Raw genomic sequence first — 25,334 nt, 5'->3', positions numbered from 1 at the left:
GATCATGCGCGCGGGCCGGACCGACAGGGGTGTCACGCCCGTCACGTCGCCGTCCCCGGCACGAAACGGACGCGGTAGCGCGACAGGGCGTCTGCCCCGAGCACGAGGGCGAGCAGCAATCCCTGGAAGGCGCGGGTGAGGTCGAGGGGCAGCTTGAGGTCGATCTGCGCGCCCTCGCCGCCGATGGTCGTGAGCGCGATCACCAGGGCCGCCACCAGGATTCCCACCGGGGAGAGCCGGCCGAGGAAGGCGACGATGATGGCGGTGAAACCGTAGCCCGGCGAGATCGACGGCTGAAGCTGGCCGATCTTGCCCGCCACCTCGGCGATCCCGGCGAGCCCCGCCGCCCCGCCCGAGACCGCGAAGACCGCGAGCGTCAGGCGGACATTGCTGAACCCGGCGAAACGGGCGGCGCGCGGGCTCGCCCCCACCACCCGGACCTCGAAGCCGAACAAGGTCCGCGCCAGCACGATGGCGGCGACGATCACCGCCGCCAGGGCGATGAGGACGCCGGCATGGAGCGTGTCCCCCTCCATCAGGTAGGGGAGGCGGGCCGCGTCGTCGAAGGTGACGCTCTGGGGAAAGTTGTAGCCCGCCGGATCGCGCAAGGGTCCACGCGCCATGTAGTCCAGCAGCAATTCGGCGACGTAGACCAGCATCAGGCTCGTCAGGATCTCGGAGACGCCGAGCCAGACCTTGAGCAAAGCCGGGATCAGCGCATAGGCGATGCCGGCCAGCGTGCCCACGGCGAGCATCAGCGGCAGGACCCAGAGGGTGTTCCCCTCCGCCCCGTGCGTCGCCACGGCAATCCAGCCTCCGAACAGGCCACCGACGACGAACTGGCCCTCGGCGCCGATATTCCAGACATTGGCGCGGAAGCAGAAGGCGAGGCCGATGGCGATGAGGGCGAGGGGCGCCGCCTTCAGCGCCACCTCCTGCAGGGACCACACCTCGCTCAACGGCGCGACGAAATAGGTGACGAAGGCGGCGGCCGGCGAACGGCCCATGGCAGCGACCACGATGCCGCCGATGGCGACGGCGACGACGAAGGCCAGAATCGGCGCGAGGCCGTCCATGAGGGGGGAGCGGTTGGTGCGCGGCGACAGGTCAATGCGCATGGGCCACCGCCTCCTTCGCCGCTGACGGCGGCGTCGGTTCGATGCCTCCGCCGCCCATCAGCAGCCCCACCGCCTCGCGGCTCGTCTCGCTCGCGGGCACCGCCCGCGACAGCGTTCCGTCATGCAGGACCGCGATGCGGCCCGCGATCTCGAACAGTTCGTCGAGATCCTGGCTGATGACCAGCAGGGCGGCCCCGCGCCCGGCGAGATCGAGCAGGGCCTGCCGGATATGCGCGGCGGCGAGCGCATCGACGCCCCAGGTCGGCTGGTTGACGACGAGGATGCCCGGCTCGGCCATGATCTCCCGCCCCATCAGGAATTTCTGCAGGTTGCCGCCGGAGAGCGTGCCGGCGGCGGGGTCCGGCCCGGCCTTGCGCACGTCGAAGGCCGCGATCACGCGTTGCGCCAAGGCCTTGGCCGCGGCGTTGCGGAGGAAACCGAAGCGGCTGAGGCCGGCGGTGGCGTGGCGCGAGAGGAGGGCGTTGTCGGACAGGCTCAGGGTCGGGGCGGCCGCGTGGCCGTTGCGCTCCTCCGGCACGAAGCAGGCCCCGTGGCGGCGTCGCTCGGTGATGCCGAGGCGCCCGGCCGGAACGCCGTCGAACGTCACCATGCCGGCCTCGGGTGCCGAAGCCTCGCCGGACAGCGCATCGAACAACTCGGCCTGTCCGTTGCCGGCGATGCCCGCGATGCCGACGATCTCCCCGCCCGAGACCGTGAGCGAGATGTCGCTCAGCGCCGTGCCGTGCAGGCCCGACGTCGCCAGCGAGAGATTGGAGAGGACGAGCCGGGGCGCCCCGAGGGGCATGCCTGAGGGCGGCTTCACCTCGCCGACCTGGACGCCCACCATCATCGCCGCCAGCGACCGGGCGCTCTCCTGGCGCGGGTCGCAGGCGCCCACGACCTTGCCGCCACGCAGGATGGTGGCGCGGGAGCAGAGTCGGCGCACCTCGTCGAGGCGGTGCGAGATATAGAGCAGCGCCCGGCCCTCGTCGCGCAGTCGCTCCAGCACCGTGAACAGGCCTTCCGCCTCCCCCGGCGTCAGCACCGATGTCGGTTCGTCGAGGATGACGAGGCGCGGGTCCTGCAGCAGGCAGCGGATGATCTCGATACGCTGGCGCTCTCCGGCAGAGAGCGACCAGACCGGGCGATGCGGATCGAGATGCAGGCCGTAGGTGGCGCCCACCGTGGACATCTTTTCCCTGAGCGCTTTCGGGCTCATGGCGGGCGGCATCACCAGGGCGATGTTCTCCGCCACGGTGAGGTTCTCGCAGAGTGAGAAGTGCTGGAACACCATGCCGATGCCGAGCGCCCGCGCGGCTTTGGGGTTGGCGAGCTTCACGATGTCGCCGCGATGGGTCACGACCCCTTCGGTGGGTTCCAGAAGCCCGTAGAGGATCTTCATGAGCGTCGACTTGCCGGCCCCGTTCTCGCCGAGCAGGGCGTGGATCTCCCCGGCACGGATTTCGAGGTCGACGCCGTCATTGGCCGTGAAGTCGCCGAAGCGCTTGACGATGCCGTAGGCACCGAACAGCGGCGTCGCGCCAATCTGGCCGGCAAGAGCCGGGGTAGCGGGAGCCGGGGTAGCAGGAGCGGGGGTGGCGGGAGCCGGGCTCGGGGTCGCATCCGTCATGAAGGCTGGGTTCCCCGATTCCATGGCGAGGCCATCGGACCACGCCGCCATTGCGGGGCGCGGCGCAGGATCGGGCGAGCACGCAACCCGCCCGCCTTCCTGCCCGCGGCCGCCGTCACGATCCGCTCCGCAGCGCATGGGCGAGGCGGGTATGGGCCTCGCGCAGCTGCCCGGTCTCGATGCCCAGCGGCTGCCCGTCCACCACCCGCCAGCTCCCCGCCACCATCACCCGGTCGGCCCTGTGGGCGCCGCACAGGACCAATGCCGCCAGCGGGTCGTGGGCGCCGGAAAAGCGGAGTTCGTCGAGGGTGAACAGGGCGAGATCGGCCTCGCGGCCCTCCTCGATCCGGCCGATATCCGTGCGACCGAGGCAGGCGGCCGAGCCCTCCGTCGCCCAGCGCAGGGCGTCGAGATGGGTGACGCGCTCAGCGCCGTAGGTCAGGCGGTTGAGCATCAGGGCGTGGCGGACGCCTTCCATCAGATTGGAATTGTCGTTCGAGGCCGACCCGTCGACGCCGAGCCCCACCGGTGAGCCGGCGGCCTCCAGCTCGCAGGTCCGGCACTGGCCGGAGGCGAGCGTCATATTCGAGGTCGGACAATGGCATATGCCGACGCCGGCCCTGCCGAGCCGGACCACCTCCTCGTCGTTGAAATGGATGCCGTGGGCGAGCCAGGTCCGGCTCTGCATCCAGCCAATCTCCTCGATGTAATCCACCGGGCGCTGGCCGAAGACGTCGAGACAGTATGTGTTCTCGTCCAGGGTCTCGCCGAGATGGGTGTGCAGGCGGCAATCATAGCGCTCGGCGAGCGCCGCGCTCTCGCGCATCACGCGCTTCGTCACGCTGAAGGGCGAGCAGGGCGCCAGACCGATCTGCACCATGGCCCCCGGCTTCGGATCGTGGAACAGGCGCAGCACGCGCTCGCTATCGGCCAGGATCGTATCGTCGTCCTGCGTCAGGCATTCGGGCGGCAGACCGCCGTCGCGCACCGACAGGCTCATGGAGCCACGGGTGACGAAGGCGCGGATGCCGATCGGACCCGCTTCCTCGACCTGGATGTCGACGGCGGATTCGAGGCCCTTGGGAAAGAGATAGTGGTGGTCGCCCGCCGTGGTGCAGCCCGAGAGCAGGAGCTCGGTATAGGCGAGCCGGGTCGCGAGGCGGAACGCGTCGGGGGTGATCTTGTCCCACACCGTGTAGAGGGCCTGCAGCCACGGGAACAACGGCTTGTTCAGCGCGACGGGATGGGCGCGCGTCAGCGTCTGGAAGAAATGGTGATGCGTGTTCACGAGCCCGGGAATGACGACGTGGCGGCTCGCGTCGAAGGTCTCGTCCACGGCTCGCGAAGGCTGCGCTCCCGCCGCGATCCGCTCGACGATCCGCGTTCCCTCGACGACGATGCCCCCGCCCGCATCCTCCGCGAGGATCGCCAGCGGATTGCGGATCCAGACCCGCCTCGGTGTGCCCGCTTCTGCCATCGTGCCCGTCAGTCCCTTCGCCGGAGGAAGGACGGAGCGTTGCCCCGGCCTCGTCACGCCTTGGTGTAAGGTGGACGGACGCGTCCTTCCAGAAGCGCTCCCCGCCGGACGCGAACCTTTCCGACCGGCGCGTTCCTAGGAAAACCTTGCTTCAGAAGACGTGGAACGAGACGCCGGCGAGGAAGCTCTTCTCCTCCGTGCCCTTGAACGTCGCCGTTTCCTGAGCGCCGAACTTGTTCAGCCAGTACTGAAAGCCGATGAAGACATCGACCTTGTTGGGTGTGTCGTAGACGAGCTTGCCGAGGTCGAGGACGAGATTGGTGCGGGAGAGGAATTCGAGACCGGTCTTCGCGTTGAAGGCGAACGCGGTCACGTCGGTGACGCCGCGCCCCTTGGGCAGCACGATGTTGTTGAAGCCCGCGATGCTGAGCGGCAGGCCGGTGAAGCTCAGGGGCAGGCTGTAGACGATTTCGATTTCGGGGACCGTGTCGAAGCTGACATCGCGGTTGGGGTAGGTATTGAAGCCGTTCCGGTTCCACTCCTTGTAGGCATGGACGGACGCGTTGATGAACCCGGCCGGCACGTCGAAGGCGAAGTTCAGCCCGCCGACCACGTCGCGCTTGCGCGGGCCGAAGGCCGTGTTCTTGGCATTGGCGTCGAAACCATAGGACAGGGAGATGTCCTTGATGATGCCCGGCACCGCGAAGGCCTTCGTGCCGGTGAGCGCATTGAGGCTGAGCGTACCGCGATAGAGGCCGTAGGCTTCCGTGGCGCCATAATCGTATTGCGCAAAGCCTCCCGGCGCGTTGGTGGTGCCGCCGGGGTCCTGCGAGGCGGATTTCAGGATGTCCAGCGTGAAGAAGTTGGTGCCGTAGGCCCAGGCATTGGCATGGGAGATATTGTAGATGTGCTTCGGGATACCGCGCGTGCTGAACGAACCGTCGGAATTCTGAACCTGCACGCCGGGCTCGGACGACGGAAACTGATAACGGTAGCTGAACTGCGTATCCGAGAAGAGGAAGAACGATCCGGGCGCATCGGGGAGCGGTGCGGGAGCGGGAGCCTTCACGAGGTCGGCGGCGAAAACGGGCCCCGTCACCAGCAACGAGACCACGGCCGCCATCAGCGCTTTCGGGATGCCCGACATGTTCAATCCCTCTTCCGAGCATCGCGCTCATGGGGATCGAAGGCTGCAACCCATATGCCAGGACACGCGAGCCGGAGAGGATGTGCGAATTGGCGACCCGATATGTGCAAATATGCAACAGAAGCGCCGAGGGTACGAGCCGACAACAAATACAGGGGCTCACCGTCCGACCGGCAGTCAATGCACATATATCGATTCGAACTTGATAGTTTAACAATTCCTCTTCGCCGGCAAGTCATTGACGATCATGAGGCCCGACCCAACTGGCATCGTTAAAAACGATATGAAAAATTCCGGTACTTTCAAGCGCGACCCGGAAGGCATGGTCTCCCGAATCGACGGCTATAGTGGTCGTGCTCGGGAATGTTGCAGCACCACGCCGGTCTCGATAAGTCTGCTTCTCGCGACACCCTGCATTCACGGCACGAGAAACTGCGCTAGGGTACGACCGCGTCCCTTCGGGTCGTCTTCGCCCCCCACTTCATCGAGAGACCGGTGCCTGCACCACAGACCCGCGCCGAACATCTGGCGGACCAGATCGCGAACGACATCCTGGCCGGCGTTTTCCCACCGGGCCTTCATCTCGACGAGCAGGTCCTCGCCAAGCGCTTCGGCGTGTCGCGAACGCCCGTCCGCGACGCCCTGCGCCTCTTGAGCGGGACGGGACTGATCGACCTGCGTCCGCGCGCGGGCGCCATGGTGCGCAGGATGGCGCTCGACGAACTCGACATGTTGTTCATCGCCATGGGGGAGATCGAAGCCACCTGCGCGAGGCTCGCGACACTGAGCATGACGCCCAAGGAGCGGAGCCAGCTCCGGTCCCTGCATGACGGCATGGCCCGGCTGGCGGATGCGGATGACAGGGCGGGCTACATGGCCGCCAACCAGGAGTTTCACGGCCTCCTCTATGCCGGCGCCCATAACAGCGTCGTCGAGGAGATCGCGGTCTCGCTTCGCAGAAGGCTGACACCTTACCGCAAGGCGCAGTTCAAGGCCCCCGGCCGGCTCCATCGATCGCATGCGGAGCATGACGCCGTCGTTCGCGCGGTGCTGGGGCGCGACGCGGCGGCGGCCAATGCCGCGATGCTGATCCATATGAGCATCGTCGAGGACGTGTTCGAGAGCGTGGATGCCGAGCCGGCGCGGGAGCGCGAAGCCGCTCACGAACGCGATGACGACCGCCGCTCCGCCGTCGAACCGGAAGCGGGGATCGGCAGGCCGGAGCGCTCGAACCGCTGAGCTAGCGCAAGGATTCCACAACTTGGCGCGCAACGACGCAGGATCGCGCATCATTTGGGCGTGTGCCGGAGCTACCGTGCATACATGATCGGAACGACATCGCGACCGAATCGGCACCGAAGCCGGGATTCGGAAACGCGGCATCGGACGATCGGGTGTGCAGGTCATGAGTGTCACGCTCAGCGCGGAACCCGCCGATCTCGGCTTCGATCCCGCCACCACCGCGCTCGTCATCATCGACATGCAGCGGGACTTCCTGGAGCCCGGTGGGTTCGGCGAAACCCTGGGCAACGACGTCTCGCTCCTGCTGGCCGCCGTCGCGCCCTGCCGGTCCGTCCTCGCCGCGGCACGCCGCACCAGGATGCTGGTCGTGCATACACGGGAAGGTCACCTGCCCGACCTGTCGGACGCACCGCCGGCCAAGCTCGAACGGGGTGAGCCGACGGCGCGGATCGGCGCCCCCGGCCCGATGGGCCGCATCCTGATCCGCGGCGAGCCCGGACACGACATCGTGCCGGATCTCGCGCCGTCGGCGGGCGAGATCGTGATCGACAAGCCCGGCAAGGGGGCATTCTACGCGACCGAACTGGGGGCGGTTCTGGCCGAGCGTGGCATTGCCACCTTGCTCGTCTGCGGCGTCACCACGGAAGTCTGTGTGCATACGACGATCCGTGAAGGCAACGACCGGGGCTATCGCTGCGTCGCGCTCGCGGATTGCTGCGCCTCCTACTTCCCGGAATTCCACCGCATCGGCCTGGAGATGATCAAGGAGCAGGGCGGCATCTTCGGCTGGGTCTCGTCGTCGGAGGCCGTCCTGACGGCCCTCGCCATGCCCGGATGACGATCGGCGGGACGGGCTGATGGCGGCGGGACGGGGAGGGTGGACCATGGCAGCGGGATCGGCTTCGGGCGGAACGACAAACGGGGTCGGCGGCGCCTTCCGACCCAGCCTCTGGGTGCCGGGGGATTGGAACGCCTTCTTCGGCTTCGGCACCAACATCCTGGTGAACCTCCTGGTCCTCACCGGCCTGCTGCGCTTCGTCCTCGGCATGCCCGATGCCATCACCTTCGGACGCATCCTGCCGGCCATCGGGCTGATGCTGTGCCTCTCCACCGCCTATTACGGCTGGCTGGCCTATCGCCTGGCGAAGGCGACGGGCCGGAGCGACGTCTGCGCCCTGCCATCCGGCATCAGCGTCCCGCACATGTTCATCGTCGTCTTCGTCATCATGCTGCCGATCAAGCTCGCCACCGGAGATCCGGTGAAAGGCTGGGAGGCCGGCCTCGCCTGGGTCTTCATCCAGAGCTTCATCCTGATGATCGGCGGTTTCGTCGCCCCCGTGATCCGGCGGATCACGCCGCGCGCCGCGCTCCTCGGCACCCTGGCCGGCGTCTCCGTCACCTTCATCGCCATGCGTCCGGCCCTGGAGATGATCACGACACCCGTCATCGGTGTCGTCGCCTTCGCCATCATCCTCCTCGCCTGGTTCGGCGGCCTGCGCTATCCCGGCCGGATTCCCGCCGGCCTCGTCGCCATCCTGTTCGGGATGGCGGTGGCCTGGGGCGCCAAGCCGTTCGGCCTCGACATGGGCGGGGTCAGCGGCCCCGGTTTCCTCGCCGCCATCCAGGGAATCGGTTTCTCGATTCCCCTGCCGGCCTTCGGCCACGTCTTCGGCGGGTTCGAGTTCCTCGGCGTGATCCTGGTGACCGCGATCCCGTTCGGCATCTACGATCTCGTGGAGGCCATGGACAATGTCGAGAGTGCCGAGGTCGCCGGGGATGCCTATCCGACCACCCGCGTCCTCACGGCCGACGGCGCCGTCAGCCTGATCGGCTGCATGATGGGCAACCCCTTCATCAACGCGGTCTATATCGGCCATCCCGGCTGGAAGGCGATGGGCGGGCGGATCGGCTATTCGGTGGCTACGGGTCTGGTGATCCTGGCCCTGTGCTGGCTCAATCTCGTGTCGCTGCTCTCCAGCCTCGTGCCCGTGGTCGCGATCGCGCCGATCCTGCTCTACATCGGCATGCTCATCGGGGCGCAGGCTTTCCAGGAGACGCCGCATTCCCATGCGCCCGCGATCGTGCTCGCCTTCGCGCCGCATCTCGCCGCCTGGGCCAAGACCCTCGTGGACGGCGCGCTGGGCGCGGCGGGCACCAGCGCGGCGGCGGTAGGGCTCGACAAGCTCGGACAGGTGGGCGTGCTCTATGGCGGGCTCGAAGTGCTCGGCGAGGGCGCGATCCTGGGTGGGCTGATCCTCGGCGCCATCGCGGTCCTCATCATCGAGCGCGATTTCGCCAAGGCGGCGGCTTTCTCGGGCGCCGGGGCGGTGATGACCTTTTTCGGCTTCATGCATGGCCCCGCGGTCGGAATCGCGGTGAAGCCCGGCCTGGCCCTTGCCTATCTCATGGTGGCGGGGCTCCTCTACGCAGCGTCCCGCGCCACCGCCGGGGAGCGGCTCATGCCGGTCTCGTCGGCACTGCCAGCGGAATAGAAGAGACAGGGAGACGATCATGGTCGAGATGCCGAAGACCGAACCCGCACCGGGGGGGCTCGACACCTATATCGACGCCGCCTCCTCGCTCCTGGGCATTCCCCTCGACCCCGCCTGGGTCGCGGCAATCGGAGCGAATCTCACCGTGCTTCAGGCCACTGCCGGCCTCGTCGCGGCCTTTCCTCTGCCCGACGAGGCGGAGCCGGCTCCGGTCTTCGTAGCGTGAGCAGCAGAACGCAATGACGAACGACACGATGAACGATCCGAGCACGATGCACGCGGCGAAGATCGCCGAGTCCGTGAGGGACGGGGTGATCGGCGCCCGTGAAACGGTCGAGGCCGTGCTCGCGCGCATCGCCCGGGTGGACACATCGGTGAATGCCTTCACCGACGTGCTGCCCGAGCACGCGCTGGCCAGGGCCGATGCCATCGATACGGCGCGGAACCGTGGTGAGGCGCTGGGGCCGCTGGCGGGCGTCCCCTTCGCGGTGAAGAACCTCATCGACATCGCGGGCCTGCCGACGCGGGCCGGCTCGAAGATCAACCGCGATCTCGCCCCCGCCGAACGGGACGGCGCCCTGGTGCGACGGCTCGAAGCGGCCGGGGCCATCCTCGTGGGCGGCCTCAACATGGGCGAGTATGCCTATGATTTCACCGGGGAGAACGTCCATGACGGCGCCACCCGCAACCCGCACGATCTCGGCCACATGTCCGGCGGCTCGTCCGGGGGTTCGGGCGGCGCCATCGGCGCGGGCCTCGTCCCGCTGGCCCTCGGCTCGGACACCAACGGCTCGATCCGCGTCCCCGCCGCCTTCTGCGGCTGCTTCGGGCTGAAGCCCACCTATGGCCGGCTGACGCGGGCGGGAAGCTTCCCCTTCGTCGGCAGCCTCGATCATCTCGGCCCCATGGCGCGCAGCGTCACCGACCTCGCTTTGTCCTACGATGCCATGCAGGGGGCCGATCCGGACGATCCGGTGGCGACCACCCATGCCCCCGATCCCGCCATGCTGGGCCTCGATGACGGCATCGGCGATCTGCGCATCGCCGTGGCGGGCGGATACTTTGCGCGTGGCGGTGATCACGAGGCCTTCGTGGCGGTGGAAACCCTCGCCGCATCCCTGGGCGCCAAGCGCCGGGTGGAGATCCCCGAAGCCGCACGGGCGCGGGCCGCCGCCTACCTCATCACCGCCGCCGAGGGTGCGGCCCTCCATCTCGACCGGCTGCGGACCCGCGCCGCCGATTTCGACCCGGCCGTGCGTGACCGGCTCATCGCGGGAGCGATGATTCCGGCCCCCTTCGTCGAGCGCGCGCAGCGCTTCCGCCGCTGGTACCGGGCGGCAATGCTCGACCTGTTCCGCGAGGTCGACATCATCCTGGCACCCTCGACCCCGTGCCGGGCTCCGAAATCGGGCCAGGTCACCTTCGAGCTCGACGGGGTGACGCTGCCGGTGCGGGCGAATATCGGCGTCTTCACGCAGCCGATCTCGTTCATCGGCCTGCCCGTGGTGGCGGTGCCGGTACGGGTCGATGACGGCCTGCCCCTCGGTATCCAGATCATCGCCGCCCCGTGGCGCGAGGATCTGGCGCTCCGGGTCGCGCGCCACCTGGAGAGGAACGGCGTCGTCTCCGCGCCGCATGCGAACCTGTGAGCGAGCCGATGGACATCGACGCAGCCGACGTGATCGCGGAAGTCGAGGCCGCCTTCGCGGCTTATGAAAAGGCGCTGACCGGCAACGACGTGGCGACGCTGGAAGCCCTGTTCCACGACGGTCCCCGGACCATCCGCTATGGCGGGGGCGAGAACCTCTACGGCATGGACGCGATCCGTGCCTTCCGTCGCGCGCGCTCACCGGCCGGGTTGGAACGGACCCTGTCCGATACGGTGATCACGGCCTATGGGCGGGATACGGCCGTGGCGATGACCCTGTTCCGCCGCGACGGATCGCCCGGCAAGGTGGGTCGGCAAAGCCAGACCTGGATTCGTTTTCCCGATGGCTGGAAGGTCGTCGCCGCGCATGTGAGCGTCATCGACGGATAGGCACGGAGAGCCCTGGCCTGCGTCTCTCGCGGAGACCACGTGGGTGAGAGAGCGTCAGCGACGTGCGGGGCGGTAGCGCCTGCTCACGTCTCCTGAGGCGCCTTCTCGGTCACCACGCGGCGCAGGCGTCCCTTGCGCTTCTCGTACTGGAACATCGAGGTCAGGGTCGGGTCGGCCGGATCCGATGCCGGGCTCATCGGCGCCAACTCGGGCGCCGGCGCAGGCTCGGGGGCCGGTGCAGGCTCGACCGCCGGGGTGGGAGCCCTCCGTTCGAGTGCGAGGCGCACCACCTCACGGTCGCGCATAAGGATCGTCGCGATGGCGTTGTCGGCGGCCATCGTCGCGCTGGCGCCGTCGGTGAAGGTGATCGGCAGGGTCGCGGTGGTCGTGGCCGAGGATTCGAGCACATCGAGCCCGAGCCCCACGAAGGAGGCCGCAAAACCGAAGGGCGACGGCAGGGCTTTGGTCGTCGTGGCCAGCGCCCCCTGGAGACCGCGCACGATGTCGCCGCTCCAATGGGCCCCCGGCACCGGTTCGGTCGGCAGGCCGAGATCGGAGAGATCCTCCACGCCACGGATATCGCCGTTGGGAAAGCGGAACACGCCGTTGTCGTAGGTGGCCACTCCCTCGCCGAAGGAGCCCGCCGTGATCCGAATATCCGTCATCGTGCCGTCCTGGCGGACATCGACCGCCGCCATCGCCCGAACCTACGCAGCCATGTGTCCGAAACAGGGCGTCGCTTCAGACGGCCGGTGCAGGCGCGGTACCATAGGCCTCCGCCATCTCGGCGATGGCATCGAGCTTGGCATGGAGCGCCGACCAATCGTCCCGCTCGGCGATGGGGTCCCACAGGGCCTCGACCTCTTCGATCAGCATCGTGCAGGGCTCGCGCCGCGCAAAATACGGGTGATCGAGCCGGATTCCCTCCACCGGGGACAGGGAAGCGAGGCTGGTTCTGACGGGGGCGAAATCCTCGCGCTCGTAGAAGGCGGAGGAGGGGCTCGCCGCCGCACGGTCGGTGCTGGCGAGGCCGCCATACCAGTCGAAGAACGTCTGCTCGAACGGCGCCCGGCTCTTCGCCAGGAAGCCCCAGAAGGCGGCGACGAACCGGTGCAAATCCGCCTCGTCCGCCGGCTTTGCCAGGCCCAGCCGGGCGAGGAGGGCCTCGGCGAAGGCATCCTGAAGGCTCGTCCCGAAGACCTTCAGCGCGCCTTCGAGGGCTTCGCGGTCGGCGAGCGGCATCAGGCATTCGGCGAGCCGGCTGAGGTTCCAGAACAGCGCCTCGGGCTGCCGGCCGAAACTGTAGAGCCCCTGAACGTCGAAATAGGCGGCGGTGAAGCTCGGATCGCTGGTGGGCGTGAAGCGCCACGGGCCGTAATCGAAGCTTTCGCCGGTGATGTTGATGTTGTCGGTGTTGAGCACCCCATGGACGAAGCCCGCCGCCATCCACTGGGCGCCCGTGCGGGCGACCCTGCGGCAGACCTCCTCCAGGAAGGCGATGGCGCGGGGCCCGGTCTCCTCCCGCCACGCGTCGGGCAGGTAGGTCCCCACCGTGTAATCGAGGAGTTTCTGGATGTTGTGCGGCTCGTCCAGCGCCAGCAGGCGCTGGAAGCTGCCGATGCGGATATGGGAATGGCTCAGCCGCACCAGGACGCTGGACCGGGCGGGGGAGGGCTCGTCGCCGCGCTCCAAGTCTTCGCCGGTCTCGATCAGGCTGAAGCTCTTCGAGGTGTTGACGCCCAGAGCCTCGAGCATGGAGGTGGCGAGAATCTCGCGCATGCCCCCCTTCAGGGTCAGGCGTCCATCGGCGGTGCGCGACCATGGCGTGGTGCCGCTGCCCTTCGTCGCGAGATCGAGGAGACGCCCATCCACGAGGTCGTGGAGCTGCGCGAACAGGAAGCCGCGCCCGTCGCCGAGATCGGGGTTGTACGAGCGGAACTGGTGGCCGTGATAGCGCAGCGCCAGCGGCTGGGGCAGGCTGGCGGGTAGCGGCTGGAAACGGCCGAAATGCGCGATCCACGACTCGTCGGACAGACCGTCGAGCCCCACCCGCGCCGACCAGGGCCGGTTGCGATAGCGCAGGATCGTCTTCGGGAAATCGGCGGCGGCCACGACGTCGTAGAAGTCGGTGCCGAGTTCCATGTGCTTCGCGGCGGTGCGGGGTGATGGCATGGGCGAGCGCGGGTTCCTGCGATGGAGGCCGGACTCTAGCGAGAGCGGCGCTGCGATGACAGCCACCCCAGATGACGCGAGCGCCTCTCGGGGGAGAGTCATGACCCCTCGAACCGGCGCTGCTCCGCGCGGCTCGCCAGAATGACGACCTTGCCGGGAAACCGTTCGATCAGAGCGAGGTTCCTCGCCCGCCTCTTGCGGTTCCAGGTCCAGACGTAGCGCAGGAACTCCATATCGAGCCGCTCCGGGCAACCGAGCGCCGCATCCGGCCGGACCCGGCCGTAGCTCGCCGCCAGCCGGCGGATCACCTGCGCCATCGTGAGCCAGGCCGGAAGATCGAGATAGACCAGGGTGTCCGCCGCCTCGAAGCGCGGCCCGATCGTGTCGGTGTAGTTCCCGTCGATGACCCAGCGGGGGAGCGCCGCGAGACGCTCCACCTCGGCGCGGAACGCCTCGGACGGCACGGGCTCCCAGCCCGGACGGAAATAGGCCTGATCGAGATGGAAGACGGGCAGGCGGCGGGCGGAGCCCAGGCGTCTCGCCAGGGTCGATTTCCCGCTGCCCGGCGGCCCCATGACGATCACGCGCTGCATGCGGACCTGCTTAGTCGACGAGCGGTCGCCGCCGCCAGAGTGTGCGCCGCGCTACCGCTCCCGCCCGATCGTCGCCTCGATCTGTCCGTGCGGTTCGTCGGTGGGCAGGAACACAGCGTTCGGGTTGTCGAGGCCGAAAGGCGCGAGGTTGATCGGGATGTAGTGCTTGTTGGGCATGGCGAAGGCGATCTCGGCGATCTCCGGGATCGCGGCCAGGACCGCCTCTCCCATCCGGTACATACTGTCCTGGACACCGTAGCTGTACGTCGTGCCGAACACCGCGATGAGGGTCGCCAGCACCTGGGCGTTGGCGGCAGCATAATCGGCCGGGATGCCGGCCCAGGTCCAGGTCGCACCCATGCTCGTCGCGGCGATGCGGTCGCTGGTATCCGGCAGGGTACGGTATTGGTCATCGACGAAATCGGCCCAGCCGGACTGGGTCGTCTTCATGAAGGTGTAGCCGCGCAAGCCGGATTTCAGCACCGACCCGGCGCGGTTCGCCGTGAGCTTGACGAAGCCGACGCCGTTGCCGTCGAGGGTGAAGGTATGGCCATGCGGCACGCCCGCGATGGCGTGGCGCAGCCAGCGCGTCTCTCGCGCCTCGATCACGACCTCTTCGACCTGCGGGTAGGTGTCGAGGAAGACCGATGCCACGGCGCCGGCGAACGCTTCCTTCTCCGCCGCGAGATGGTTCGCCGCCGTGACGTTGACGATGTTCTTGACGCTGTCGGTGGCGACGCAGGCCCGGTTGTCGCCCGCCGTCCAGGCACGGTCGAAACCGCCCTTCATCAGCACCTTCACGTCGAGTTCGCGCGGGGTATGGTGGTCGCCGTCGCGGGCGAGCCGCATCACCCGCACCCGTCCCTTGCCGTAGGTCGACGCCGTCAGGGCCATGATCGGTTCCTTCTCGTTTGCCTCAGGCCTCGGCCGCATGGGCGATAGTCTGCGAGAACGACCTGTCGGGGAAGACCAGACCGATCATCACTGGCCAGCGGATGCCGTTCGGTCCGCCGCTCCGACAGAGCGCGGGGGGCCCGGTTCTCCGGAAGATCGTCTGCAAGCGGGAAAATCGTCCGCAAGCGGTATGCCAGCGGAATCGGCCGAGCCTACGGCCCGGAGCGGATAGGGTCCCGATGCCGCTTGCCCGATCTGGTCCGTTGCCTGCTACGAAAGCGCATGAAACCGGCTCGGTTCGGCACCTCCGCCGGAGCCGTCGAGGCGGCATGAACCAGCAGCGAGGGATGCCATGACCCTTCCAGCGGCCACCGGGGCTGGCGGCACGGAGCCTGCCGCCTCCGGCTTCGCCAAACTCGACCTCGCCAGCCTCAACACGGCACCGGCCGCGCATTTCGTGACGGCCCTCGAGACGGTGTTCGATGATGCGCCGTGGGTGGCCGAAGCCGCCGTGCGAGGCCGTCCCTATGCGACGCTGGCCGAACTCTTAGCCGCCATGCGGGCCGCGGTGGAGGCGGCTCCGGAACCGGATCGGCTCGCCCTCCTGACAAACCACGCGGAGCTTGGCCAATACGCCGTCCGCGCCGGCACGTTTGCTGCGGATACAGACACCGAACGAGCCCCGGCCGGGCTCGACCGGCTTTCGGAGGACGAGTCTGCGCGGTGCGAGAGCCTGACCGCGCGCTATCGCGCAACGTTCGGCTTTCCCTTCATCCTGTGCGTCGAGCGGCATGGGCGCGCCTCGCTGCTCCGCACGTTCGAGCAACGTCTAGCCTCGACGCCAGCGATGGAGCGGGCGACAGCAGAGGAGGAGGTGTTCCGGATCGCCGCGATCCGCCTCGATGCTCTGGTGAAGGGGGAGGGGAGGCTGCGCACGACCGGCCGCGTCTCCACTCACGTCCTCGACACCGCTTCCGGCAGGCCGGCGGCGGGGGTCGCGGTGTCCCTGTACGAATGGGTCTCCGACGACAGGGCCGCCATCGTGGCCCGCACGGTCACCAACGCCGATGGACGCACCGACGCGCCCCTCATCGGCGGGAGGCCGGTGCCGATCGCGGCCTACGAATTGCGGTTCGGCATCGGCGACCATTTCCGGCGGACGAATCCCGGACTGCCGGAACCGCCCTTCCTCGATATCGTCACCTTGCGCTTCGGGGTAAGCGACCCGGAGGGTCACTACCACGTCCCGCTGGTGGCGAGCCCCTGGAGCTACCAGACCTATCGCGGGAGCTGAGCTCGTCCCTGGAGACGGTGAGTCGCAGATCCCGCGAGGGAGTGCCCCGGTCAGGCAGCGCGGATCGTCGCGAGGAAGCGGCCGAGTTCGACGTTGAGATGCTCGGACTGGCGTGACAGCTCCGATGCCGCGCCGAGCACCTGGCTGGCCGCCTCTCCCGTCTCCTCGGCGGCGTCCGCTACGCCCACGATGTTCACCGTCACCTCGCTCGTGCCGGTAGCGGCCTGGGCCACGTTGCGAACGATCTCCTGTGTCGCGGCGCCCTGCTGCTCCACGGCGGCCGCGATCGACGTCGAGACGCCGCTGATTTCCTGGATTCGCGTGGTGATGCCGCCGATCGCCGAGACCGCCTGATCCGTCGACCTTTGCACCGAGGCGATGTGGCCGCCGATCTCTTCGGTCGCCCTGGCCGTCTGGTTGGCGAGCTCCTTGACCTCCGCCGCGACCACGGCGAAGCCGCGGCCGGCCTCGCCGGCGCGCGCCGCCTCGATCGTGGCGTTCAGAGCGAGGAGATTGGTCTGGGCCGCGATCGAGGTGATCATCGTCACCACATCGCCGATCTTCAGCACCGCCGAGTTGAGGTCCTTCACGAAGGTCGTCGTCCGGGCAGCCTCCTGAACGGCGGCATGGGACATGTCGGCCGAGGCGCTGACCTGACGGCCGATCTCGTGCACCGACGAGCCGAGTTCCTCGGCAGCGGCCGCCACGGTGGTGACGTTGGAAGCGGCCTGATGGGCAGCCGCGGCGACGCTGGTGGATTGCGCAGCGGTCTCCGTGGCGGTGCCGGCCATGCTCTGGGCTGTCGCCTGCAGTTGCGTCGCCGAACTCGTGACGCTCTGGATGATCCCGCCGACCGCGGCTTCGAAACCGTCGGCCATGGTTCGCATGGCCGACTTGCGCTGTGCTTCCGCGCCGGCCCGTGCCAGGGCGGTCTCCTCCTCCAGAGCCTTCATGCGCAACAGGCCGTCCTTGAACACCTGCACGGCATCGGCGATGCGCCCGATCTCGGTCCGGGCCTTCTGGTGCGGGATGGTCACGGAGAGGTCGCCCGCAGCGAGGGTCTGCATCGGCCGCACTACGGAATCGATCCCTCCGGTGACGCCCCGGATGATGACGAGGGCGGAGAGCACGGACAGCACGACGGCGACGACGATGGCGGAGATGCCTAGGGTCCGGGTCTGCTCGAACACTTCCTTGCTGCGCGCCTGTGCCATATCCGCACCGACATTATTGAGGTTCACGAGTTTTTCGAGGGCCTCCGACACGCCCCGGCGGATGGCGAGCCCCTTGGTCTCGTACAGGGCGAAGGCCTGAGCTTTCTCTCCGCTGCGGGAGAGATCCATGATGGCGTCGCGCACCACGGCGAATTTCGCGGCCTCACGGGTATACGCGTCGTAGAGGTCGCGCTCCCCGGGGGACGCGATCATCGTCTCGTAGGATTTCTTCTTCTCATCGAGCTTCTTTCCGAAACGGACGAGGTCGCCCTCGATCGTGGCCTGCTTCTGCGCATCGGTCTCCTGGGCATGGCGCAGGATGACGGCGCTGTTTCTCGCCGTGAGTGTATCGATCTCGCCAAGTACACGGATACTGGGAAGCCAGTTGGTCTCGATGTGGAGCGCCTGTTCACGCATGCGCAGGGTGCCCAGAATCCCGAGCAGCCCCAATCCCATGATGAAGACGGTGAGTATCGAGAAAGCCACGATGAGCTTCGTGCGAATGGGGAGAGCCTGGAGCGTCACAACGAACCTCATCAAGACCACCATCCGGTCATTCGGTGGGGCGATCGAAGGTCGACACTCCCTCGGAATCCTTAAGGTTCACTTTTGATTGCCTCGTCTCTTCCTCATCCCTTCGCGACACATGTATTCTTCTGTCATCGTCAGAGATCTGCAGGGCGATGCCCAATCCGGCCGTGCCCCGCCCCATTTCCCCATTCGTCCGAAACAGGACGATTGCGCATTGGGATCTGTTCCGGCATGCGGATTGCACTGCATTGACTTCGGTTTGACGTGCCGACAACCAATCACCGTGAGACATTCAACCGTGGCAGCACGACCGATGACACGCTTCTTCACCGTTACTCTCGCGGCCGGTCTTGTGATCGCATCCGCGAGCCTCGCTGCCGCGCAGAGCTACGGCGCCCCCTCGGGCCGCGACGCCGCCACCGCACCGGGCGGAACGGAAGGCGTGGCCGGGCCTCGCAACGAAGCCGAAGCCATCCGGAGCGGCGATGCCGTTCCGGTGCCGCAAGGTGCCGGGGGCATTCGGGCCGATGAGCCGAAGGTGCCGCCCCACGCCCCTCACACGCATCCGTCCCCGCGCCCCTGATTGCGCCGTTGGCGCAACGGGCTTGGAGCGTCGAAGACGCCAAGCCCCCATCCGACCACATTCCCCTTGCATAGGCGGCTTGGAACGGTGCCGGGCGCACCGGCAACGATACGGGGATCTCGGATGGGCGTTGCTGCAGCGGAGAAGCGGGTTTCCGAGCCCGATGCCGGGCACCTCCCCGCCGTCGCCTCCGCCCTTCGGACCATCGAGACCGAGCGCGAGGGCCTGCGCTGCCTGATGGAGGCCATCGGCAACGGGCTCGGCACGGCCTTCTCCGAGGCCGTCGCCCGAATCTCCGGCGCCAAGGGCCGGGCCATCCTCACCGGCATGGGCAAATCGGGCCATGTCGGCCGCAAGATCGCCGCGACGATGGCCTCCACCGGCACGCCGGCACTCTTTGTTCATCCAGCCGAGGCCAGCCATGGCGATCTCGGCATGATCCAGCCGGAGGACGTCGTCGTCGCCCTGTCCTGGTCGGGCGAAACCACGGAACTCGCCAACATCATCGGCTATGCGCGGCGCTACCGGGTCGGCCTCATCGCCATCACGGCGAATGCCGGCTCGACCCTCGGGCGGGAGGCCGATATCTGCCTGACCCTGCCCAAGGCCCGCGAGGCCTGTCCCAACGGGCTCGCGCCGACGACCTCTACGGCGATGCAGCTCGCCCTGGGCGACGCCCTCGCCGTCGCCTTGCTCGAGGCCCGCGGCTTCTCAGCCCGCGAATTCGGCATCTACCATCCCGGCGGACGCCTGGGAGCCTCGCTCCGTCAGGTCCGCGAGGTGATGCATGCGGGCGACCAGCTGCCGGTGGTCCGGCGCGGCACGGGCATGCGCGCCGCCATCGCCGAGATCGACGCCAAGGGATTCGGATCGGTGGTGGTGGTGGAAGAGGACGGCCGCCTCGCCGGTATCCTCACCGACGGCGACCTGCGCCGCAACGTGTTCAGGGCCGATCTCGACGGCCTCGTCGTCGAGGCGCTGATGAGCGTCCGGCCGCGCACCGTGAGCCCGGAGACCCTTCTCGCCAAGGCCCTGGAAATCCAGGAATCGATGAAGATCACCTCGCTCATCGTCGTGGAGAACGAGCGCCCCGTGGGCCTCGTCCATTATCACGACCTGCTGCGGGCCGGGGTCGCCTGACCACGGGCCTTTCCTCCGCGAAGCCCGGAGCGTATCCGCCCCCCGCTCTTGGGGCACGGCACTCACACATCTCGCGGGCAGCAAGGGTCCCCTCTCTTGGAAGGCAGGGTGATCGCATATGCCGATTTACTCGTCGAGAAATTGAAACGCAGCCCCCCGTCATCCCGGGGCCGCGCAGCGGAGCCCGGGATCCAGAAACACAGGCGGTGCAGGACTTTGCACCGTCGGCGGATCTGGATTCCGGGCTCGCCTCTGGCGACCCGGAATGACGGCGCGGTACCATATGCGATGGCCCCGCCCGGAAGGAGAGGGACAGGGTGAGGTATGTGACCTCTCCGGAGATGGACCACACCTCACCCCAGCCCTCTCCTTCCAGAAGAGGGAGCCCGTCGCGCCTCATGTCGAACCCGCCTGGATCAAGGGAACGGATGTCGAGCAGATGTGTGACCCATTAGAGTCTTGGGGTGAGAGCGGGAACCGAGCTGGGTCGTCCCGGCATCACACCGTCAGGCAGTCGAGGATAGGCTCCAGCATCGCATCGACTGCGCTGCGTGCCGCCTCGGCCGGCCCCAGCGCTCCGTCGAGGGCGAGCCGAGCAAGACCATGGACCAGGGACCAGCAGGCGACGGCCTTCGGGTCCGGGTCGGTATGATTGGAGACCGCCGGTCGTCCGCCATCCTCAAAAGGGGTTCCGGCCACCGCCGCTTTCAGGAGCCCGAAGGCGCGCCCGGCCGCAGAAGCGTAAGCGGCATTGCCGGTGTCGATCCGCGCACAGCGCCACATCGTGTCGAACTCGGCCGGATGGTCGAGGGCGAAGCCGATATAGGCGCGGCCCTGGCCACGGATGCGCCCGTCGCGATCGGTCGCGGTGGAATCGGCAGCGGCCAGCGCGTCGCCCAGCATCCGGAACCCCTCCGTCGCCACGGCGGTGAGTAATCCGCGCGCGTCGCCGAAATGATGCTGCGGGGCCGCCGGCGAAACGCCCGCGCGTCGTGCCGCCTCCCTCAGGGAAAATCCATCGATCCCGCGCTCTCGCAGGATGGCCGTCGTCGCCTGGATCAGGGCAGCCCGCAGATCGCCGTGATGGTAGACAGCCGCCTCGGTCGTCCCGACGTCCTTCGACGACTTGACAGTGTCAAGATGCGCGCTCATGCTCGATCTATACGATGTCAAGATAAGGATGGGCAAGACGTGATCCCCGCAGCCAGCCTGTTCTCCCTCTGCAGCACGATCGCCCTGTTGGGCTGGATCGCCCTCGCCATCGCGTTGTTCGCTCCCCGTCTCCGAAGGGCTGCCTGGATCGGCACCGGCCTCGTCCTGCCGGCATTCCTGGCGGTGGCCTATCTCGGCGCCCTGGCGGCAGGGTTGGCCGGGGGAGCGAAAGGCGGCTTCGACTCCATCGAGGCGGTCCGCGCCCTGTTCGCGGACGATCATGCACTCACCGCCGGCTGGATCCATTATCTCGCCTTCGACCTCTTCGTCGGGACTTGGATCGCTCGCGCCGGGATCGGGGCGGGGATCTCGCCGCTGCTGCTCCTGCCCTGCCTCGTCCTCACCTTCCTAGTCGGCCCGGCGGGATTGCTCCTCGCCCTCGTCATCGGATTCAGCACCGGCAGGCTCGGCCTGGAGACCCGGACATGACCACCTTCACCCTCGGCGGAGACGCTCCCCACCCCACGGCACTCGCCCGGCTTCGGGCGGACGATCCCGTCCTCACCGCCTTCGGCCTCGCCTGTCTGCTGACCGGCGCCGTCACCCTGGCACTCCCCCTTGTCGATGGGAGGCTCATCGATGGCGGCTTTGTCTGGGCGAAGCCCGCGAAGTTCTTCGTTTCGGTCGGTCTATACGCCCTGACCTTCGCCTGGTTCACCGGTTACGTCCGGCCGGATCGGCGCCGTTCCGGCTCATTGCGCTCCGGCCGGTTCCTGCTCATCGTCGCGGGCGGGTTCGAGCTCGCCTACATCACCCTGCAGGCGGCGCGGGCCGAGGCCTCGCATTTCAACGACGGCGATCCGCTTCACGCGTCCCTCTACGCCCTGATGGGGATCATGGCGCTGACCCTGCTCGCTGCCAAGATTCCCCTGGCCATCGCGGTGGCGGTCCGGCCACGTCCCGGCCTCGAGCCGAGCCTGCGCCTGGCCGTCATTCTCGGCCTTGCGACGACGGTGATCCTCGGGGCTGCCACCGGCATCGCCCTCAGCGTCAACCACGGCCATGCGGTCGGCCCGACCGGTGCGAGCCTGCCCCTGCTCGGCTGGAACCAGGCGGGCGGCGATCTGAGGGTCGCCCATTTCCTTGGCATGCATGGGGAACAGATCGTGCCGCTCGCAGCCGCCGGCTTCATCGCCCTCGGCTTGCCGAGGCGACGGATGCTCGTGACGCTGGCGGCCTGCCTCCTCTGCATTGTCATCGCAATCGCCTGGGTCCAGGCCGGTCAGGGCCTCGCCTTTCCCTTCTTTTGACCGCGTCCTTCCCACCGCGATGACGCGGGCAGCGCTTTGAGGCGGCGGCGCGCTCGCCTATGGTCGGGGGAATGCCACCCGTACTCCGCCCCGTCCGCCGCCTCGACCCGATCCTCGTGGACCGCATCGCCGCGGGCGAGGTGGTGGAGCGCCCGGCCTCCGCCGTGAAGGAACTGGTGGAGAACGCCATCGATGCGGGCGCGACCAGCATCGAGGTGACGATCGAGGCGGGGGGCCGCCGGCTGATCCGTGTGGTGGATGACGGCGCCGGCATGAGTGCCGACGATCTCGCCCTCGCGGTGGAGCGCCACGCCACCTCGAAACTCCCCGGCGGCGACCTGACCCGCATCGATTCCCTCGGCTTTCGCGGCGAGGCGCTGCCCTCCATCGGGGCTGTGGCCCGCCTCTCCCTCACCAGCCGCACCGCCGAAGCCGAGAGCGGATCGACCCTGGTGGTCGATGCCGGGATCAAGGGCGAGGTCCGCCCCGCACCGAGCCCGCGCGGCACGCGGATCGAGGTGACGGACCTATTCTCGGCGACGCCGGCACGGCTGAAATTCCTGAAATCCGACCGCGCCGAGGCGCTGGCCATCGCCGATGGGTTGCGGCGTCTCGCCGTGGCGCAACCGCGGATCCGCTTCGCCCTCCGCTCCGAGAGCGGCAGCCCCCTGATCTTCGCCGCCGAGACCGGCGACGACGCCGACCTGCGCCGGCTCACGGCGGTGCTGGGGCCGGATTTCGGCGCGAGTTCCGCCCCCCTCCACATGGCGCGGGAAGGCTTCGCCCTGTCCGGCCATATCGGCCTGCCGAGCTACCATCGCGGCGCGGGCAACCAGATCCACTTCACGGTCAACGGCCGCCCGGTGCGCGACCGCCTGCTGCTGGGCGCCGTGCGCGGGGCCTATGCCGACACGATGAGTTCGGACCGTCATCCGGTGCTCGGCCTTGCCATCACCTGCGATCCCGCCCTCGTCGACGTGAACGTCCATCCCGCCAAGACGGAGGTGCGCTTCCGCGAGCCGGGCCTCGTGCGCGCCCTCATCGTCAGCGCCATTCACGAGGCCCTGCGGCAGGTCGGAGCGCGCAACGCCAGCACGGGGGCCGCCCGCACCCTGGACGCCCTGCGTCCGGGCCATCCCTCATCGACGATGCGGCCTGCAATGAGCGCACATTCTGGACGTGGCGTCTGGTCGGGCAGGGCGCCGCTTCCGCCGGGGCTGCCCTCGTTCGGCGCGCCCGCCGGCCTCGCGCCGGCAGCGTCCTTCGGTGCGCGCGGAGGTCTGTTCGAGGCTCCGCAGGCGGCGTTCGATCGGTCCGGGGCAGGGTTCGAGGACGCAGGGTTCGAGGAAGCCGGGCAGGCGCTGTTCTCCGGCGATCTCGCGCCGCCCGGCGCCGATATGCGCGAGCCGGAGGTGGAGCCCCTGCCGGACGATCACCCGCTGGGTGCCGCCCGCGCCCAGCTCCACGAGACCTACATCGTCGCCCAGACTCGCGACGGGATCGTCCTCGTCGATCAGCACGCGGCCCATGAGCGCCTCGTCTACGAGCGGCTGAAGCGCGAGCGCGCCGCCGGCGGCATCGCCCGCCAGGGCCTCCTGATCCCGGACGTGGTGGAGATGGCGCCGCAGGACGCGGAGCGCCTCGTCGCCGCCGCACCCGACCTCGACCGGCTCGGCCTCACCCTGGAGGCGTTCGGCACCGGTGCGGTCCTGGTGCGTGAAATGCCGACGGCGCTGGCCGGTGCATCCACCCGCCGCCTGCTGGAGGACGTCCTCGACGCCCTCGACGCAAGCGGGCTGGAGGAGGGCAGCGCCGACGCTACCGAGGGTGGCCCGCTCGGGCGGCGCCTCGACGCGATCCTCTCGCGCATCAGCTGTCACGGCTCGGTCCGCGCCGGCCGGCGCCTGCGCCCCGAGGAGATGAACGCGCTCCTGCGCGAGATGGAGGCCACCCCGTTCGCCGGCACCTGCAACCACGGCCGCCCGACCTTCGTGGAACTGAAGCTCCAGGATATCGAGCGGCTGTTCGGCCGGCGCTAGAGCGCTCTCCGCCGAAGTGGATGCCGGTTCGGCGAAAAAGAGCGCGGCAAAACAAAGGCCTGGAGATGTGCCCCGGCCCAACGTGCCCCGGCCCAACGTGGTCGGGCGCAGCTCTAGGGAGCGGCGCCGGTTCGTCGGTCCTCAGGCGGTCGGCAGGGCGGAAGCCGCGTCGAGCGCCCCGCCGAGGGCCTTCTCGCGGGCTTCGGGACCGAGGGCGATCCCCTCGGCGATGATGAATTCCGGGTTGGTCACGCCGATGAAGCCGAGGACGACCCGCAGATAGGTCTCGGCATGCTCCGCCGAAGCCGTCGGCGACCCAGCACTGTAAAGGCCGCCGCGCGACACGGCGACGATGATGCGTTTCTCGGGCACGAGGCCGACGGCGCCGCTCTCGGTGTATTTGAAGGTCTGGCCGGCCACGAGGATGCGGTCGATCCAGGCCTTGAGCTGGGTCGAGATCGTGAAATTGTAGAGCGGCGCGCCGATCACCACGATATCGGCAGCCAGGAACTCCGCCAGCACCGCGCGCCCGAGTGCGACGTCGTTCTGGATGTCGGGCGTGTTGGTCGCGTTCGGTTGATGGCCCGCGAGGTAAGCGCCCGAGAGGTGGGGGATCGGCGTGGCGGCCAGATCGCGATAGGTCGTCTCGAGGTCCGCTGCCCCCGCGCGGAGGCGGGCGACGATGGCGGCCGAGACCGCGCGGCTGACGGAATGCTCGCCCAGGATGCTGCTGTCGATGTGCAGAAGGTTCATGTTCGATCCTCGGTATCAGAAATATACCGAGGCGCTATAGAGTACCGGAGTGGCGCTCGCGCAAGGAGGCACATTCGTGGAACCCGGACACATGGAGGTAACCGAGGCACAGGCCTCCCACCGCCCCGGCGATTGCCGGGTGGTCGGTACGGTGCTGGCGCGGGTCGGAGACAAATGGAGCATCCTCGTGGTGATGACGCTCACGGACGGGCCCCGGCGCTTCAACGAGTTGAAGCGGATCATCGGCGGCATCTCGCAACGGATGCTCACCTTCACCCTGCGCGGCCTGGAGCGGGACGGCCTCGTTTCGCGCACGGTCACGCCGACGATCCCGCCCCGGGTGGATTACGAACTCACCGAGCTCGGCCGCTCGCTTCAGGTACCTGTCCAGGCACTCGGCTCCTGGGCCTTCGCGAACCTGCCCACGATCCAGGCCGCGCGGACCCGTTTCGATGCCGGCGGCGAGACGGACCCGGCTTGAGACCGGGGCGTTCGACGGGCGTGACAGCGGGAAG

24 protein-coding genes are annotated in these 25,334 nt (G+C 68.4%); 13 read left to right on the top strand and 11 right to left on the bottom strand.

Features of this window, described 5'->3' with window-relative positions; genetic code table 11:
- Positions 1–41 precede the first annotated feature (41 nt).
- The 4 genes from IPV08_RS10460 to IPV08_RS10445 all read right to left on the bottom strand — a co-directional run bounded on the left by IPV08_RS10460 (position 42) and on the right by IPV08_RS10445 (position 5,372).
- Positions 42–1,118, bottom strand: coding sequence for an ABC transporter permease (locus IPV08_RS10460; RefSeq protein ID WP_207411822.1), 1,077 nt, complete (start codon positions 1,116–1,118; stop codon positions 42–44).
- The gene (locus IPV08_RS10455) at positions 1,108–2,748 is read right to left on the bottom strand and encodes an ABC transporter ATP-binding protein (protein ID WP_246747888.1); all 1,641 of its coding nucleotides are present in this window, start codon (positions 2,746–2,748) and stop codon (positions 1,108–1,110) included. The genes IPV08_RS10460 and IPV08_RS10455 overlap by 11 nt, the downstream gene beginning before the upstream one ends.
- Positions 2,749–2,863: 115 nt before the next feature.
- Positions 2,864–4,225, bottom strand: coding sequence for an 8-oxoguanine deaminase (locus tag IPV08_RS10450; RefSeq protein ID WP_207411821.1), 1,362 nt, complete (start codon positions 4,223–4,225; stop codon positions 2,864–2,866).
- Between the two features lie 151 nt (positions 4,226–4,376).
- Complete coding sequence (locus IPV08_RS10445) at positions 4,377–5,372, bottom strand: hypothetical protein (protein WP_246747887.1); 996 nt, start codon at positions 5,370–5,372, stop codon at positions 4,377–4,379.
- 495 nt (positions 5,373–5,867) lie between these two features.
- Between IPV08_RS10445 and IPV08_RS10440 the strand changes: the two genes are divergently transcribed.
- The 6 genes from IPV08_RS10440 (at position 5,868) to hpxZ (ending at position 11,144) form a co-directional block, all read left to right on the top strand.
- The gene (locus IPV08_RS10440; protein ID WP_207411820.1) at positions 5,868–6,611 is read left to right on the top strand and encodes an FCD domain-containing protein; all 744 of its coding nucleotides are present in this window, start codon (positions 5,868–5,870) and stop codon (positions 6,609–6,611) included.
- Positions 6,612–6,777: 166 nt separating this feature from the next.
- Positions 6,778–7,452: an isochorismatase family cysteine hydrolase gene (locus IPV08_RS10435; RefSeq protein ID WP_207411819.1), complete on the top strand. Its 675-nt coding sequence runs from the start codon at positions 6,778–6,780 to the stop codon at positions 7,450–7,452.
- Between the two features lie 46 nt (positions 7,453–7,498).
- Positions 7,499–9,106, top strand: coding sequence for a regulator (locus IPV08_RS10430; RefSeq protein WP_207411818.1), 1,608 nt, complete (start codon positions 7,499–7,501; stop codon positions 9,104–9,106).
- A gap of 19 nt (positions 9,107–9,125) precedes the next feature.
- The gene (locus tag IPV08_RS10425; protein ID WP_207411817.1) at positions 9,126–9,332 is read left to right on the top strand and encodes a DUF4089 domain-containing protein; all 207 of its coding nucleotides are present in this window, start codon (positions 9,126–9,128) and stop codon (positions 9,330–9,332) included.
- A 28-nt stretch (positions 9,333–9,360) separates the two neighbouring features.
- Complete coding sequence (locus IPV08_RS10420) at positions 9,361–10,755, top strand: AtzE family amidohydrolase (RefSeq protein ID WP_207411816.1); 1,395 nt, start codon at positions 9,361–9,363, stop codon at positions 10,753–10,755.
- Positions 10,756–10,763: 8 nt separating this feature from the next.
- Positions 10,764–11,144 (top strand): oxalurate catabolism protein HpxZ, encoded by a 381-nt coding sequence (hpxZ, locus tag IPV08_RS10415; protein ID WP_207411815.1) that lies wholly within the window; start codon positions 10,764–10,766, stop codon positions 11,142–11,144.
- Positions 11,145–11,227: 83 nt separating this feature from the next.
- Here hpxZ and IPV08_RS10410 read toward each other — a convergent pair whose 3' ends face one another.
- From IPV08_RS10410 to pucL, 4 genes are all read right to left on the bottom strand, one after another.
- Positions 11,228–11,809 carry a hypothetical protein gene (locus IPV08_RS10410; RefSeq protein WP_246747886.1) on the bottom strand — a complete coding sequence of 194 codons (582 nt, stop codon included), beginning with the start codon at positions 11,807–11,809 and terminating at the stop codon, positions 11,228–11,230.
- A 76-nt stretch (positions 11,810–11,885) separates the two neighbouring features.
- The gene (locus tag IPV08_RS10405; RefSeq protein ID WP_207411813.1) at positions 11,886–13,316 is read right to left on the bottom strand and encodes a protein adenylyltransferase SelO; all 1,431 of its coding nucleotides are present in this window, start codon (positions 13,314–13,316) and stop codon (positions 11,886–11,888) included.
- A 98-nt stretch (positions 13,317–13,414) separates the two neighbouring features.
- Entirely contained in the window at positions 13,415–13,909 is a 495-nt protein-coding gene (locus IPV08_RS10400) for an AAA family ATPase (protein ID WP_207411812.1), read from the bottom strand.
- 51 nt (positions 13,910–13,960) lie between these two features.
- Positions 13,961–14,803 carry a factor-independent urate hydroxylase gene (gene pucL / locus IPV08_RS10395; RefSeq protein ID WP_207411811.1) on the bottom strand — a complete coding sequence of 281 codons (843 nt, stop codon included), beginning with the start codon at positions 14,801–14,803 and terminating at the stop codon, positions 13,961–13,963.
- A gap of 352 nt (positions 14,804–15,155) precedes the next feature.
- Here pucL and uraD point away from each other — a divergent pair, with 352 nt between their 5' ends.
- Entirely contained in the window at positions 15,156–16,097 is a 942-nt protein-coding gene (gene uraD / locus IPV08_RS10390) for a 2-oxo-4-hydroxy-4-carboxy-5-ureidoimidazoline decarboxylase (RefSeq protein WP_207411810.1), read from the top strand.
- Between the two features lie 50 nt (positions 16,098–16,147).
- Here the strand turns inward: uraD and IPV08_RS10385 are convergent, their stop codons facing one another.
- Entirely contained in the window at positions 16,148–17,836 is a 1,689-nt protein-coding gene (locus IPV08_RS10385) for an MCP four helix bundle domain-containing protein (protein ID WP_207411864.1), read from the bottom strand.
- A 304-nt stretch (positions 17,837–18,140) separates the two neighbouring features.
- Here IPV08_RS10385 and IPV08_RS10380 point away from each other — a divergent pair, with 304 nt between their 5' ends.
- Both IPV08_RS10380 and IPV08_RS10375 read left to right on the top strand, forming a co-directional pair.
- Positions 18,141–18,425: a hypothetical protein gene (locus IPV08_RS10380; protein WP_348646105.1), complete on the top strand. Its 285-nt coding sequence runs from the start codon at positions 18,141–18,143 to the stop codon at positions 18,423–18,425.
- A gap of 123 nt (positions 18,426–18,548) precedes the next feature.
- Entirely contained in the window at positions 18,549–19,565 is a 1,017-nt protein-coding gene (locus IPV08_RS10375) for a KpsF/GutQ family sugar-phosphate isomerase (RefSeq protein WP_207411809.1), read from the top strand.
- 498 nt (positions 19,566–20,063) lie between these two features.
- On the opposite strand, the gene IPV08_RS10370 is transcribed toward IPV08_RS10375, so the two are convergent.
- Positions 20,064–20,717: a TetR/AcrR family transcriptional regulator gene (locus IPV08_RS10370; protein ID WP_207411808.1), complete on the bottom strand. Its 654-nt coding sequence runs from the start codon at positions 20,715–20,717 to the stop codon at positions 20,064–20,066.
- Positions 20,718–20,756: 39 nt separating this feature from the next.
- On the opposite strand from IPV08_RS10370, the gene IPV08_RS10365 reads away from it, so the two are divergent.
- The 3 genes from IPV08_RS10365 to mutL all read left to right on the top strand — a co-directional run bounded on the left by IPV08_RS10365 (position 20,757) and on the right by mutL (position 24,066).
- Complete coding sequence (locus tag IPV08_RS10365; RefSeq protein ID WP_207411807.1) at positions 20,757–21,206, top strand: abscisic acid-deficient protein Aba4 family protein; 450 nt, start codon at positions 20,757–20,759, stop codon at positions 21,204–21,206.
- Positions 21,203–22,027, top strand: coding sequence for a hypothetical protein (locus tag IPV08_RS10360; protein ID WP_207411806.1), 825 nt, complete (start codon positions 21,203–21,205; stop codon positions 22,025–22,027). Before IPV08_RS10365 ends, IPV08_RS10360 begins: the two co-directional genes overlap by 4 nt.
- A 71-nt stretch (positions 22,028–22,098) precedes the next feature.
- Entirely contained in the window at positions 22,099–24,066 is a 1,968-nt protein-coding gene (gene mutL, locus IPV08_RS10355) for a DNA mismatch repair endonuclease MutL (protein WP_207411805.1), read from the top strand.
- A gap of 141 nt (positions 24,067–24,207) precedes the next feature.
- On the opposite strand, the gene IPV08_RS10350 is transcribed toward mutL, so the two are convergent.
- On the bottom strand, positions 24,208–24,819 hold the full coding sequence (locus IPV08_RS10350; protein WP_207411804.1) for an FMN-dependent NADH-azoreductase: 612 nt from the start codon (positions 24,817–24,819) through the stop codon (positions 24,208–24,210).
- A 76-nt stretch (positions 24,820–24,895) separates the two neighbouring features.
- On the opposite strand from IPV08_RS10350, the gene IPV08_RS10345 reads away from it, so the two are divergent.
- Positions 24,896–25,300: a winged helix-turn-helix transcriptional regulator gene (locus IPV08_RS10345; RefSeq protein WP_207411803.1), complete on the top strand. Its 405-nt coding sequence runs from the start codon at positions 24,896–24,898 to the stop codon at positions 25,298–25,300.
- Positions 25,301–25,334: the final 34 nt, after the last annotated feature.

This window comes from Methylobacterium sp. SD274, assembly GCF_017355285.1.
Lineage (GTDB): Bacteria > Pseudomonadota > Alphaproteobacteria > Rhizobiales > Beijerinckiaceae > Methylobacterium.
Note: the sequence above shows the minus strand (reverse complement) of the source record. Positions and strands in the feature narration are given on the sequence as shown.

Excerpts from the sequence above, each read along its gene's own strand:
- IPV08_RS10460 (WP_207411822.1), bottom strand. The coding sequence starts at position 1,118 with ATGCGCATTGACCTGTCGCCGCGCACCAACCGCTCCCCCCTCATGGAC.
- IPV08_RS10455 (WP_246747888.1), bottom strand. The coding sequence starts at position 2,748 with ATGACGGATGCGACCCCGAGCCCGGCTCCCGCCACCCCCGCTCCTGCT.
- IPV08_RS10450 (WP_207411821.1), bottom strand. The coding sequence starts at position 4,225 with ATGGCAGAAGCGGGCACACCGAGGCGGGTCTGGATCCGCAATCCGCTG.
- IPV08_RS10445 (WP_246747887.1), bottom strand. The coding sequence starts at position 5,372 with ATGTCGGGCATCCCGAAAGCGCTGATGGCGGCCGTGGTCTCGTTGCTG.
- IPV08_RS10435 (WP_207411819.1), top strand. The coding sequence starts at position 6,778 with ATGAGTGTCACGCTCAGCGCGGAACCCGCCGATCTCGGCTTCGATCCC.
- IPV08_RS10430 (WP_207411818.1), top strand. The coding sequence starts at position 7,499 with ATGGCAGCGGGATCGGCTTCGGGCGGAACGACAAACGGGGTCGGCGGC.
- IPV08_RS10425 (WP_207411817.1), top strand. The coding sequence starts at position 9,126 with ATGGTCGAGATGCCGAAGACCGAACCCGCACCGGGGGGGCTCGACACC.
- IPV08_RS10420 (WP_207411816.1), top strand. The coding sequence starts at position 9,361 with ATGAACGATCCGAGCACGATGCACGCGGCGAAGATCGCCGAGTCCGTG.
- hpxZ (WP_207411815.1), top strand. The coding sequence starts at position 10,764 with ATGGACATCGACGCAGCCGACGTGATCGCGGAAGTCGAGGCCGCCTTC.
- IPV08_RS10410 (WP_246747886.1), bottom strand. The coding sequence starts at position 11,809 with ATGACGGATATTCGGATCACGGCGGGCTCCTTCGGCGAGGGAGTGGCC.
- IPV08_RS10405 (WP_207411813.1), bottom strand. The coding sequence starts at position 13,316 with ATGCCATCACCCCGCACCGCCGCGAAGCACATGGAACTCGGCACCGAC.
- IPV08_RS10400 (WP_207411812.1), bottom strand. The coding sequence starts at position 13,909 with ATGCAGCGCGTGATCGTCATGGGGCCGCCGGGCAGCGGGAAATCGACC.
- pucL (WP_207411811.1), bottom strand. The coding sequence starts at position 14,803 with ATGGCCCTGACGGCGTCGACCTACGGCAAGGGACGGGTGCGGGTGATG.
- uraD (WP_207411810.1), top strand. The coding sequence starts at position 15,156 with ATGACCCTTCCAGCGGCCACCGGGGCTGGCGGCACGGAGCCTGCCGCC.
- IPV08_RS10375 (WP_207411809.1), top strand. The coding sequence starts at position 18,549 with ATGGGCGTTGCTGCAGCGGAGAAGCGGGTTTCCGAGCCCGATGCCGGG.
- IPV08_RS10370 (WP_207411808.1), bottom strand. The coding sequence starts at position 20,717 with ATGAGCGCGCATCTTGACACTGTCAAGTCGTCGAAGGACGTCGGGACG.
- IPV08_RS10360 (WP_207411806.1), top strand. The coding sequence starts at position 21,203 with ATGACCACCTTCACCCTCGGCGGAGACGCTCCCCACCCCACGGCACTC.
- mutL (WP_207411805.1), top strand. The coding sequence starts at position 22,099 with ATGCCACCCGTACTCCGCCCCGTCCGCCGCCTCGACCCGATCCTCGTG.
- IPV08_RS10350 (WP_207411804.1), bottom strand. The coding sequence starts at position 24,819 with ATGAACCTTCTGCACATCGACAGCAGCATCCTGGGCGAGCATTCCGTC.